Origin of the sequence: Variovorax boronicumulans NBRC 103145, from assembly GCF_001591345.1 — a bacterium.
Taxonomy (GTDB): Bacteria; Pseudomonadota; Gammaproteobacteria; order Burkholderiales; family Burkholderiaceae_C; genus Variovorax; species Variovorax boronicumulans.
In genome coordinates this window covers 26,298-37,001 of the sequence record NZ_BCUS01000061.1, presented here as the reverse complement: position 1 = coordinate 37,001, position 10,704 = coordinate 26,298, and the positions used below count along the sequence as shown (strand labels likewise).

Here is a 10,704-nt window from a genome sequence, read left to right as displayed (position 1 = left end):
AAGTACGCCACGCAGGCCAGCGGCACGATGAAGGTCAGCACGCGGCGGAACCACTGCGCATAGAGCGCCAGCGGGTACTGCGCCGCCTGCACGCCGCCGTAGGTGAGCACGTTGGCGATCTCCAGGCTCTCGACGGTCCAGAACGACAGCGTGCCCTGCAGCACGAGGATGCCGAGGAACAGCGCGATGCCGCCGGCCAGGGCGAACATTGCGATTGCCACGGCGCTGGGGGTCCACGCGATGTCGGCCTGCACGGTCGCAAAGGCCAGCACGAGCAGGCCCTGCAGCAGACGGCCCAAGCGGCTGATGCGCACGTCGTGGCCCATGAGCTGCAGCGCAAGCGGGCGCGGGCGCAGCAGCAGCCGGTCGAAGGTGCCGGTGCGCAGGAACTCGGTGCCCAGCACGTCGAAGCCGCGGCCCAGTGCATCGGCAAGGGCGAACATGCAGTTCACGAGGCCGTAGAACAGCGCGACCTCGCCGATGCCCCAGCCCTGCACCTCGCCGAAGCGATGGAACAGCGCCCAGACGGCGACGACCTCGATGCCTGTGCCGAGGAACTGGCCGAGGGTCAGCAGCAAGGCTGACGCGGGGTACCTGGCCTGGCCGCTGATGGAAGCGGCCATGAGGCGGAAGAACAGAGGAAGTGCGCCCATCTTCAGTGGCCCTCGCCGCTGTTCAGGGCGCGTGCACAGGCCACCGGGTACTTCCCTCCGCGAATGTCCCCCGGGCTTCGCCCTCCTCCTTGATTTCGCTGCGGGAAGCACCCAGTGTCCTGCGCACACCGAGCGCGGTCGTGGTGCGGATCGATCCACCGCTGTGCGGATTGCGTCATGCCACTCATTGCTCGTAGCAGATGTCGAGTCGGATCAATGCGCCGCGGGCATCGATGCGATCGGCGCGGAAATAGAAGCGGCCGCGGTAGCTGTCGAGGTGAAGGGGCGCGGTGACCGGGTCGCCCCAGCTCGTCACCGAGAAGCCCTGCCCTTGCAGCCATCGCAGCAGGGCGTCCAGGCGCTGCGGGTCGGCGTCGACGCGGATGTCGGCGTCTGCGGGCGGAGGGCCCTGTGGGTCCTGCTGCCAGCGCGCGAAGCTGCCGAACAGCGTGAAGACGTGTCCTGCGGCGCGCATGGCATCGAGCAGCGCAGCGGTGGCCGACAGGTCGATGCGCTCGCGCTGCTTGCGAAAAACCAGCGCGTGTTCGTGGCGCCGGTCGGTGCGGGCATCGGCGTCGCTGTCTTCCGCGTCGTGCGGATAGACCAGCACGCGCTCCTCCTCCATCGTGAAGAGCGAACCCAGGATGCGCGCGAGATCGAAGGCCAGCGGCAGCACGCGATCGCCGATCCGGAGGTTTTCCACCATCGCGATGCAGGCACCGCCCTCGCGCAATCCGGCGCGGACGCGGTGGAAGACGTTGCGCAGGCCATCGAGGTGCTGCGCGTAGCTCGGGCTGTCGTAGAGCTGGGAGGTTGCCTGCGCACCGGTCCAGCGGCAACCGAAGTAGGGGACGTTCGTCAGGCACAGGTCGAAGGGCGGGAGCGCGGCGTCTTCGAGCGCATCGCACGAGGCGTGCAGGAGCGTCGTGCCGTGGGCGAGGCCGTGGCGTGCCAGCCGCTCGCGGATGAGGTCGATGCGGCTGGCATCGACTTCGCAGCCCAGGGCCTGGCGCTGCTCGAGGCGCGCCGCGAGCAGCGTCGTGCCGAAGCCGGCGAACGGGTCGAACACCGTGTCGCCCGGTTGCGAGAACCGGCGCACGAAGGGCAGCATCTGCTCGAGCCATCCGCAATCACGCCCGCCCATCGGGTCCCGCGCGCGCAGGTCGTCCGGCAGCCGGTAGCGCGGCGATTCATGATCGAGCTTCAGCCAGCTGTGACTGCTCATGGACAGGCCTTCGCGGTGCGCGTGTCGAGCAGCACGTCGTGCCCCGGCTCCCAGCCGGCGCACAGCTGTCCGTCGGCAAAGTAGACGAGCTTGTAGACGTCGCCGGTCGCGTGGCGCGCGTGCATGGCGCCGTAGTCGGCGCTTTCGAAGACGACCGTCAGGCCGTTGTCGGTGCGCAGGCGCAGGTTCCAGAAGTAGTAGCCCTCGGTGAGGCTTTCGAGGGTCCACCCGCGCGAGATGTCGGGAGCGTCGAGGCAGGCCGTCAGCAGCGCGTCCATCGAGACCCGCTGCGTGCGCAGATAGCGCGCGGTGGCGTTGTCGCGATAGCCGTCGTCGAGCCGCGAGAACTCCCGGAAGACGACGGTGCCGGCGCCGCATTGCCGTGCCCACGCGAGGTACGCGGCCACGTCGGTCGGCTGCGCGACGCCGCCGCGCTGGAGGATGCACACGAGCCGCAGCGCCACCGCATCGGCGAGCTGGCGCGCGGTGCGTTCGAACACGGCGGCGTCGCCGATGGCCACCTCGGGCCGGAACCGCATGATGGCCTGGTTGACCGCGCCGTCGTGGTGGTGGCGGGACAACTCCAGCCAGCTCATTCCGAAGCGTTGCAGCGCGCGCCGCAGCACCTCGCCCTGCGGGCCGGCAAAGCCTGCGCCGTTGGTGTAGAGCACACGGTCCTCGACCACCGGGCCTTCTCTTTCGCCCGCGGTCAGCGTGTGCAGCAGCCGAAGCATCCAGTCGGTGTCGTCGCTCGTTTCCAGGCCCGAGAGCGACCACGACAGCGGCACGCCGCGCAAGGCGCGCAGCGCGCGGGACAGGCCGTCGAAGTAGTCGGGCGCCGGACGCAGCCGGGATGCCGAGGTTCCGCCGTCGGTCTTGCGCAGGTTTTCCGAGCAGAAGCCGCAACGTGCCGAACAAGGCTTCACGGAGGCGTACGGCGTGAACGTGAGGGGCTGCGCAAGGCGCCGCGCGACGCCGCCGATCGTGTGCGTGTGCCAGCGCGTGGCCTCGTTCGAAGGCGGCGTGCGAAGGGTCACCCCGCGCACGGAGCGGCGAAGACGTTCGAAGAGCGGGGAACTCGCGCTGCGCGGCAGATCGGCCACGGCGATCTGGTCGATCGCGCAGGTCACGGTCCGCACGGCGAGGGGCGCCGGCGCATCGGCTTCAACGGGAATGACGGGGCGCATGGCAGGGGCGGGGTTGTCGCACCCGCCACCATACGACAGCGCTGCCTCCGAGGGCGGGAGTGGCTCCCTGCGCGCGCCCGTCACCCTAGCCACCTTGCACCTGCAGACTGCGCATCGTGCGCCCCATCGCCATCCGCCCGAACGCGACCAGCGCGACGATCCAGAAGCACTGCAGCCCCAGCGCGCCCAGCGCATGCGCGCCGCTCAGCTGCCCGAAGTACAGCCGCGCCGGAATATCGAACAGCCCCGCCAGCGGCTGCACCAGCAGCGCGGTCTGCCAGGCGTCGGGCAGCAGCGCCAGCGGCAGCAGGTTGCCCGAGAACACGATGACCACGGGCGTCGCCACCGCCTGAATGCCGCGCTCGTTGAGCGCCGCCGTGGTCGCCACGTTGAGCAGCATCACCATCGCGGTCGAAAGCAACAGGCCCAGCACCACCGACAGCAGGAACGCCGCGCCGGCCATCGCGTTCGCAGGCAATTGCCAGGCCCAGTCGCCCAGCCCCACCAGCGGCAATGCGACCGCCGCGAAGGCCGCCATCAGTGCCACGCGCGGCAGCAGGCGCGCCGCGATCCAGCCTGCGGTGCGCGCGAACCACAGCGCGTAGGCGTCCACCGGGCGCAGGCGGTCGTAGGCCACCGCGCCGGTGCGCGCGGCCTGCGCCACCTCGGGGTCGCCGAGCCAAGGCATCAGCACCAGCAGGCCTTGCGCGAGCCAGGTGTAGGTGATGGCCTGGGCCAGCGTCATCGACGAGGCCGCGCCCGCGATGGCGCTGCCGCTGTAGAACGCGGCGAACACCATCACCTTGATGCCGCCCCACCAGCACTGCGTGGCAAAGCCCGCGAGCGCCGCCGTGCGGTATTGCAGCATCTGCAGGAAGCGCGAGACGAACGCCGCGACATACGGCCGGGCGAGGTCGCGCGGGCCCATGGCCGGCCTCACGCCTCGGCCGCTCCGTGCATGGCGTAGAAGCGCGCGATCACGGCTTCGATCGCGAGGCCTTCGAGGCGGATGTCTTCCACGGCGTGCGCGCCGGCGATGCGCGCGATGAGCGCGGGCGCGGGGGTCTGCTTGGGGTCGAAGTCGAGCACCAGCGTCTGGCCGTCGCGCGAATGCACGGTGGCGCCGTCGACGTGCGCGGGCAGCGTGGCGTCTTGCGCAAAGTCGACCACCAGCCGGCGCTCGGCCATCACCTGCGCGCGCAGCGCCTCGACGGGGCTGTCGGCCAGCACGCGGCCGTGGCCGATGACGATCACGCGCTGGGCCAGGGCCTCGATGTCGTGCATGTCGTGCGTGGTCAGCAGCACGGTGGTGCCGCGCTCGCGGTTGGCGCGGCGCACGAAGTCGCGCACGGCGAGCTTGGAGGGCGCGTCGAGGCCGATGGTCGGCTCGTCGAGGAACAGGATGTCGGGCTCGTGCAGCAGCGCCGCCGCGATCTCCGCGCGCATGCGCTGGCCCAGCGACAGCTGGCGCACCGGCTGGTCGAGCACGCGCTCCAGGTGCAGCAGCGCGACCAGCTCGTCGCGCGTCTTGCGGTAGCGCTGCGGGTCGACGCGGTAGATGTCGCGCAGCAGGTCGAAGCCGTCGCCCACGGGCAGGTCCCACCACAGCTGCGTGCGCTGGCCGAAGACCACGCCGATGCGCGCCACGTGGCGCTCGCGGTCGGCAAAGGGGTCGCGGCCGTCGACTTCCACGCGCCCGCCGTCGGGCCGCAGGATGCCCGACAGGATCTTGATGGTGGTCGACTTGCCCGCGCCGTTCGGCCCGATGAAGCCCAGCAGCTCGCCGCGCTCCAGCGCGAACGACACGCCCGACAGCGCCTCCACCGTGCGGTGGCGGCGCTGCAGCAGGCCGCGCAGCGCACCGCGCAGGCCGGGGTCGCGCTCGGACACCCGGTAGGTCTTGCGGAGGTTGTCGACGAGGATGTGGGGCATGGTGAGAAGCGCCGCGCCGGCCTGAAAGCGCGGCGGGGGCGGGATGCTACACGAAAGCGCCGGTACGATCACGGGCCCTTTCGAGAATCCTGCCTCATGTCTTCGCCTCCCCTGCCCGCCTCGCCCCACCACCTGTTGCCGCTCACGCGCTGGCCCGCCGACGCGCGCGCGGCGCTGGTCGGCGTGTTCACCGACATCGACGACACGCTCACCACCGACGGCGCGATCACGCCCGACGCGTTGAAGGCGCTGGCCGACCTGAAGGCCGCCGGCCTCGCCGTGGTCGCGATCACAGGCCGGCCCGTGGGCTGGAGCCTGCCTTTCGTGAACAGCTGGCCGGTCGATGCCATCGTGGCCGAGAACGGCGCGGGCGCGCTGCGGCCTGCGCCGAACGGCGGTGTCGAGAAGCGCTACCAGCAGGACGCCGCCACGCGCGCCACCAACTTCGCGCGCATGCAGGCCGTGCTGGCGCGCATCGAGCGCGAGATTCCGGGCGCCGGCCGCGCCACCGACTCGCCGGGGCGCGAGACCGACATCGCCATCGACCACAGCGAGTTCGTGACGCTGAGCGACGACACCATCGCGCGCGTCGTCGCGCTGATGCGCAGCGAAGGCATGCACGCCACCGTGAGCAGCATCCACATCAACGGCTGGTACGGCGACAACGACAAGCTCGAAGGCGCGCGCTGGATCGTGCGCGAGCTCTGGGGCCGCACGCTCGACGACGAGATGGACCGCTGGGCCTACGTGGGCGACTCCACCAACGACCAGCTGATGTTCCGCAGCTTCGCGCACAGCATCGGCGTGGCGAACGTCGCGCGCTTCGTGCCGCAGCTGGAGCACCTGCCGCGCTACGTGACGCAGGGCGAGCGCGGCGCGGGGTTTGCGCAGGCCGCGCAGGCGGTGCTGTCGGCGCGCTGAGCCGCGCGCCGCGCGGGCGTCGTGCACGAAAAAAAGGCCCGCGCAGGGCGGGCCGAATGGACCGGTTGAACGACCCTTGGAGAAACTTGCAGGGGTGAGGGTCGCGCGATGCGCGACCCTTCAGGACATCAGAACGTGTGGCGGATGCCGAACTCGTAACCCATCGAGCTCTTGGCCTGCAGCGCGGTGCGGTTGAACGTGGTGGCGTACGACGGGCCTGCACCCACCGTGAGCGCCGCGCCGTTCTTGTTGCTGACGCGCGCGACCGTGCCGTACAGCGCGGTGCGCTTGGACAGGTTGTGCACGTAGCCCAGCGCGAGCTTGCTGGCCTTCGGGTCGGCGTTGTTCACGCCGAAGACCGGCACGCGGTTGAAGTCGTACTTGACCTGCGAATACGACGCGCGGATCACGCCCGGGCCGACCGGCACGGTCACGCCCAGCAGGTAGCCGGTGAGGTCCACGTCCTGGCCGGGCGTGAAGATGTTCAGCGCGTTGCGCTCGTCCTTCGAACGCGAGATTTCGCCGAACAGCTTGGCCACGCCGAAGTCGTAGGTCGCGCCGAGGTTGAAGGTCTTGACCTTGCCCGGGCGTGCCACGGCGGCGGCGCCGCTGCCGGTCGTGAAGCTGGTGTCGTTCTGCGCGTAGCTGGCGGCGATGTCGAACGGGCCCGTCGTGTAGCCCAGGCGACCGCCGATGTGGCGGCCGGTGTTGGTGCTGGCGGCGGTGTCGGGCGACAGGCGCGTCTGCTCGGCCAGGCCGTAGGCCACGTTGCCGTAGAAGCCGCCCAGGCGCGGCAGGAAGTACTGCACCATGTTGCTGGCGCGCTTGTAGGTGCCGTTGCTGCCGTAGCCGCTGCCCGGCACGCTGGCTTCGTTGGCGTCGATGATCAGCGAGCCGCCGATGCCGGTGTCGCCGAACGGATCGAACTGTTCTTCGTTCATCACCGTCGCGGTCTTGTCGCGGCCCAGGCGCAGTTCGCCGAAGCTGCCTGCCAGGCTCACGGTCGAGCGGCGGGTGAAGTTCGACACGCCGGTGGCGCCGTCGTCATTCGTGATCGGGGCTTCGAGCCAGAAGCTGGCCGACAGGCCGCCGCCCAGGTCTTCCACGCCGCGAAAGCCGAGGCGGCTCGAGCTCAGGCCCGAATTCGCCAGCTCGGTGCGGCTGGCCTTCACGCTGTAGGCGGGGCCGAAGGGGGTGGTCGAAACGCTCTTGTTCGCTACGTTGCGGTAGGCGGCATCGACCACGCCGAACAGGGTCACGGTCGATTGCGCCGACGCGGCGCCGCAGGCTGCGATGGCAGCCAGAACAAGCAGGGATTTTTTCATTGGTGTCACTCCAGGAGGGGGATGTCGCTGCGCCGAGACCGGGCGCGACTTTGGGACGTCCGGGCCTTGTTGCCGCGAGACTGGGTCCGAGTTTTCCTTCACTGGAAGACAAAGGGATTACATAGGGTTAACGCCTAGATTACGGAGGGATATAGGGGGTAAGTTCAGGACAGCGGTCGCGGATCGGGGTAGGCGCCGCGCACGCCTCCCCTTTTCCGGCGGGCGCTTACTTCTCCTTCGCCAGCCCCAGCTTGTCGATGATCACTTTCTCGCGCACCACCGTGTCCTGCGCGAACTTGGTGTACGTGGCCGAGCTCATGTAGTTGGGCAGCATGTCGTAGCGCCCGAGCGAGGCGACGTAGCTGGGTTCTTCCATCGCCTGCTTGAAGGCGTCGTGCAGCTTCTTCACGACCTCGGGCGGAGTGCCCTTGGGCGCGCCGATGCCGAAGGGCGAGTTCTGCACCACGTCGTAGCCCAGCTCCTTCAGCGTGGGTGCGTCGGGGAACTTCGCCAGGCGCTTCTCGCCCCAGGTGTTGAGCACGCGCAGCTTGCCGGCCTCGACCTGCGGCGCGAAGCCGGTGCTGTCGGCCGCCGCCATGAGCTGGCCGCTGACCACGGCCAGCATCAGGTCGGCGCTGCCCTTGTACGGCACGTGCTGCAGCTGGATGCCGGCCTTCTGCGCGACGATCTCGGTCGTGAGGTGCGGGCTGGTCAGGTTGCCGGTCGAGCCGTAGGTGAGCTTGCCGGGGTTGGCCTTGGCGTAGGCGACGAAGTCGGCCCAGGTCTTGAAGGGGCTGTCGGCCGGCACGACGATGCCGAAGGCATAGCCGGTGACGTTCAGCACGTAGCTGATGTCCTTGAGCGGGTCCCAGTTGATCTTGGTGGTGTAGCCCAGGCGAAACACGCCCAGCGGAATCTGCGCGACGGTGTAGCCGTCGGGCTGCGCGGTCTGCAGCGCCTGCGCGGGCAGCGTGCCGCCGGCGCCGGGCTTGTTGTCGATGATCACGGGCTGGCCCAGGATCTTGCTGGCGTTGTCGGCCAGCTGGCGCATGGTGATGTCGGTCGGGCCGCCCGCGGGAAAGGCGATCACGAGCTTGATGGGTTTCGCGGGAAAGGCCTGTGCAAGCACCGCCAGCGGCGCGGCGAGGCCGCAGGCGGCCAGCGTGGCGGCACGGAGAAGGGAACGGCGAAACATGACGGAAGGCTCCTGAAGCGTGGATCGAGCCGCGCATTGGGCCCTGCCCCGCCCGGTGCAGCAATCGGGGCTCACCCGACTGCTGTCGCCAGGGCTACTCGCCCCCTCAGCCCGCGGCTTGCGCGAAGCCTTCGAGAACGTTGACCGCGTTCACACCCACCTCGGCGACCGCATAGCCGCCCTCGAACACGAACACCGTCGGCAGGCCCGCGCGCGCGAGGTCTTCGCCCATGCGCAGGTAGTCGTCGCTTTTCAGCTTGAAGCCCGAGATCGGGTCGCCCTCGAAGGTGTCGACGCCCAGCGAGACCACGAGCGCGCCGGCCTTGACCTTCGCGATGCCGTCGAGCGCCGTGCGCAGCGCAGCGCGCCAGGCCGTGAAGTCGGTGCCGCGCGGCAGCGGCAGGTTGTGGTTGAAGCCCTCGCCTTTGCCCGCGCCGCGCTCGTCGGCATGGCCCAGGTAATACGGGTAGTCGGTGAGCGGGTCGCCGTGCAGGCTGGCGAAGTGCACGTCGCTGCGCTCGTAGAAGATGGCCTGCGTGCCATTGCCGTGGTGGTAGTCGACATCGAGCACGGCCACGCGTTCGACGCCCGCGTCGCGCAGCGCCTGCGCGGCGACGGCGGCGTTGTTGATGAAGCAGTAGCCGCCGAAGAAGTCGGCGCCCGCATGGTGGCCCGGCGGGCGCGTGAGGGCGAAGGCGCTGCGCTGGCCGCCGATGACACGCTGCGTCGCCGTCCACGCGCAGGCGGCGCCGTGGCGCGCGGCGGCCCAGCTGCCGGCCATCAGCGGCGTGCCGGCGTCGAACGCAAAGAGGCCCAGGCGCGCGGGAAAACTCTTCGGCAACACATCGGTGCGCATGCCGCGCGTGGGCCAGTACGAGGGCAGCGCGTCGCGCGTGGCGTTGGCGGCGTCGAGCGCCACCCACTCGTCCCAGGCATGGGCGATGAAGTCGAGGTAACGCGGTGCGTGCACCTTCGCCAGCAGCGCGTCGTCGAACGCGTCGGGCGCCTGCAGCGGGCCGAGGCCGCGCCGCTCGAGTTCGTGCCTCACATGGTCGACGCGGGCGGGCACCTCGAAGCAGGGCACCAGCTCGCCCCGGAACATTTCGACTTGGCCTTGGTGCAGGGCGTGCTGGTCGTTGTAGATGGTGAGCATGAAGCGGCGAAGGGCGTGACGACAGGGCCTGCCATCATGCCGCACGCCGCAGCACCGCCCGGCGCCGCCCCGAGGCGGTGAGGCCGAACAGGTCCTTCGGATCATCGAGCTCGGGCACCAGCGCGATCTGCCGGCCCACGCCGCGCTCCAGCGCCAGCTGCTGGATGCAGCGCAGCGCCGTGTAGTCCTCCAGCGCGAAGCCGACCGAGTCGAACACCGTCACCTGCTCCGGCCGCTCGCGCCCCGGCACTTCGCCCAGCAGCACGCGCCACAGCTCGTGCACCGGGAAGTCGGGCGCCAGCTGCTGGATCTCGCCCTCGATGCGCGTCTGCGGCTCGTACTCGACGAACACGCGCGCGCCGCGCAGCACGTCGGGGTGCAGTTCGGTCTTGCCGGGTGAATCGCCGCCCACGGCGTTGATGTGCATGCCGGGCTCGATCATGTCGGGCGTGAGCACGGTCGCGTGGCCCTGGTAGGCGGTGATGGTGGTCACGATGTCGGCGCCGCGCACCGCCTCGGCGGTGGAGTCGGCGCGCACGATCTCCATCGGCGTGCAGGCCGCGAGGTGGCGCACCAGCTTGTCGGTGGCGCGCGGGTCGATGTCGAACACGCGCACCTGCTCGATGCCCAGCAGCGCATGGAAGGCCAGCGCCTGGAATTCGCTCTGCGAGCCGTTGCCGATGAGCGCCAGGCTGCGCGCATCGGGCCGCGCCAGCGCCTTGGCCGCCATGGCCGAGGTGGCGGCCGTGCGCAAAGCGGTGGTGAGCGTGAGTTCGGACAGCAGCACGGGGTAGCCCGTGTCGACCTCGGCCAGCACGCCGAAGGCCATGACCGTGGGCAGGCCGACCTGCGTGTTGTGCGGGTGGCCGTTGACGTACTTGAAGGCATAGGCGCCGTCGTCCGCCACGGGCATGAGCTCGATCACGCCCAGGTGCGAATGGCTGGCCACGCGCGCCTTCTTGTCGAACTCGCGCCATCGCAGGAAGTCGTCGCGCAGCGCGTCGGCCAGCGTGACGAGGAATTCCGGGACGCCGGTCTCATCCACCAGGCGAACCAGGCTGTGAACATCGATGAAGCGGGTCATGGCGCGGCTCCTTGCGTAGCCCCCGGCAC

Annotated in this window: 10 protein-coding genes; 1 reads left to right on the top strand and 9 read right to left on the bottom strand. The window is 70.0% G+C overall.

Annotated elements, in window-relative coordinates:
* From VBO01S_RS18230 to VBO01S_RS18210, 5 genes are all read right to left on the bottom strand, one after another.
* Window positions 1–653, bottom strand: a 653-nt coding sequence (locus tag VBO01S_RS18230) for an ABC transporter permease (RefSeq protein ID WP_062477397.1), incomplete at its 3' end; no start/stop codon positions are given.
* A gap of 184 nt (window positions 654–837) precedes the next feature.
* Complete coding sequence (locus VBO01S_RS18225; RefSeq protein ID WP_062477386.1) at window positions 838–1,878, bottom strand: DNA methyltransferase; 1,041 nt, start codon at window positions 1,876–1,878, stop codon at window positions 838–840.
* Complete coding sequence (locus VBO01S_RS18220) at window positions 1,875–3,065, bottom strand: hypothetical protein (protein WP_255221141.1); 1,191 nt, start codon at window positions 3,063–3,065, stop codon at window positions 1,875–1,877. The genes VBO01S_RS18225 and VBO01S_RS18220 overlap by 4 nt, the downstream gene beginning before the upstream one ends.
* Before the next feature lie 85 nt (window positions 3,066–3,150).
* Window positions 3,151–3,993: an ABC transporter permease gene (locus VBO01S_RS18215; RefSeq protein WP_062477383.1), complete on the bottom strand. Its 843-nt coding sequence runs from the start codon at window positions 3,991–3,993 to the stop codon at window positions 3,151–3,153.
* Window positions 3,994–4,001: 8 nt separating this feature from the next.
* On the bottom strand, window positions 4,002–4,997 hold the full coding sequence (locus VBO01S_RS18210) for an ABC transporter ATP-binding protein (RefSeq protein ID WP_062477380.1): 996 nt from the start codon (window positions 4,995–4,997) through the stop codon (window positions 4,002–4,004).
* A gap of 96 nt (window positions 4,998–5,093) precedes the next feature.
* Here VBO01S_RS18210 and VBO01S_RS18205 point away from each other — a divergent pair, with 96 nt between their 5' ends.
* On the top strand, window positions 5,094–5,918 hold the full coding sequence (locus VBO01S_RS18205) for an HAD-IIB family hydrolase (RefSeq protein WP_062477377.1): 825 nt from the start codon (window positions 5,094–5,096) through the stop codon (window positions 5,916–5,918).
* A gap of 128 nt (window positions 5,919–6,046) precedes the next feature.
* Here VBO01S_RS18205 and VBO01S_RS18200 read toward each other — a convergent pair whose 3' ends face one another.
* The 4 genes from VBO01S_RS18200 to ocd form a co-directional block, all read right to left on the bottom strand.
* Complete coding sequence (locus tag VBO01S_RS18200) at window positions 6,047–7,243, bottom strand: porin (RefSeq protein ID WP_062477373.1); 1,197 nt, start codon at window positions 7,241–7,243, stop codon at window positions 6,047–6,049.
* A gap of 226 nt (window positions 7,244–7,469) precedes the next feature.
* On the bottom strand, window positions 7,470–8,438 hold the full coding sequence (locus VBO01S_RS18195; RefSeq protein WP_062477370.1) for a Bug family tripartite tricarboxylate transporter substrate binding protein: 969 nt from the start codon (window positions 8,436–8,438) through the stop codon (window positions 7,470–7,472).
* A 106-nt stretch (window positions 8,439–8,544) separates the two neighbouring features.
* Complete coding sequence (locus VBO01S_RS18190) at window positions 8,545–9,591, bottom strand: histone deacetylase family protein (protein ID WP_062477367.1); 1,047 nt, start codon at window positions 9,589–9,591, stop codon at window positions 8,545–8,547.
* Between the two features lie 34 nt (window positions 9,592–9,625).
* Window positions 9,626–10,675 carry an ornithine cyclodeaminase gene (gene ocd, locus VBO01S_RS18185; protein WP_062477364.1) on the bottom strand — a complete coding sequence of 350 codons (1,050 nt, stop codon included), beginning with the start codon at window positions 10,673–10,675 and terminating at the stop codon, window positions 9,626–9,628.
* Window positions 10,676–10,704 lie beyond the last annotated feature (29 nt).

Bases quoted from the DNA above. Each gene is read 5' to 3' on its own strand.
- VBO01S_RS18225 (WP_062477386.1), bottom strand. From the start codon at position 1,878: ATGAGCAGTCACAGCTGGCTGAAGCTCGATCATGAATCGCCGCGCTAC.
- VBO01S_RS18220 (WP_255221141.1), bottom strand. From the start codon at position 3,065: ATGCGCCCCGTCATTCCCGTTGAAGCCGATGCGCCGGCGCCCCTCGCC.
- VBO01S_RS18215 (WP_062477383.1), bottom strand. From the start codon at position 3,993: ATGGGCCCGCGCGACCTCGCCCGGCCGTATGTCGCGGCGTTCGTCTCG.
- VBO01S_RS18210 (WP_062477380.1), bottom strand. From the start codon at position 4,997: ATGCCCCACATCCTCGTCGACAACCTCCGCAAGACCTACCGGGTGTCC.
- VBO01S_RS18205 (WP_062477377.1), top strand. From the start codon at position 5,094: ATGTCTTCGCCTCCCCTGCCCGCCTCGCCCCACCACCTGTTGCCGCTC.
- VBO01S_RS18200 (WP_062477373.1), bottom strand. From the start codon at position 7,243: ATGAAAAAATCCCTGCTTGTTCTGGCTGCCATCGCAGCCTGCGGCGCC.
- VBO01S_RS18195 (WP_062477370.1), bottom strand. From the start codon at position 8,438: ATGTTTCGCCGTTCCCTTCTCCGTGCCGCCACGCTGGCCGCCTGCGGC.
- VBO01S_RS18190 (WP_062477367.1), bottom strand. From the start codon at position 9,591: ATGCTCACCATCTACAACGACCAGCACGCCCTGCACCAAGGCCAAGTC.
- ocd (WP_062477364.1), bottom strand. From the start codon at position 10,675: ATGACCCGCTTCATCGATGTTCACAGCCTGGTTCGCCTGGTGGATGAG.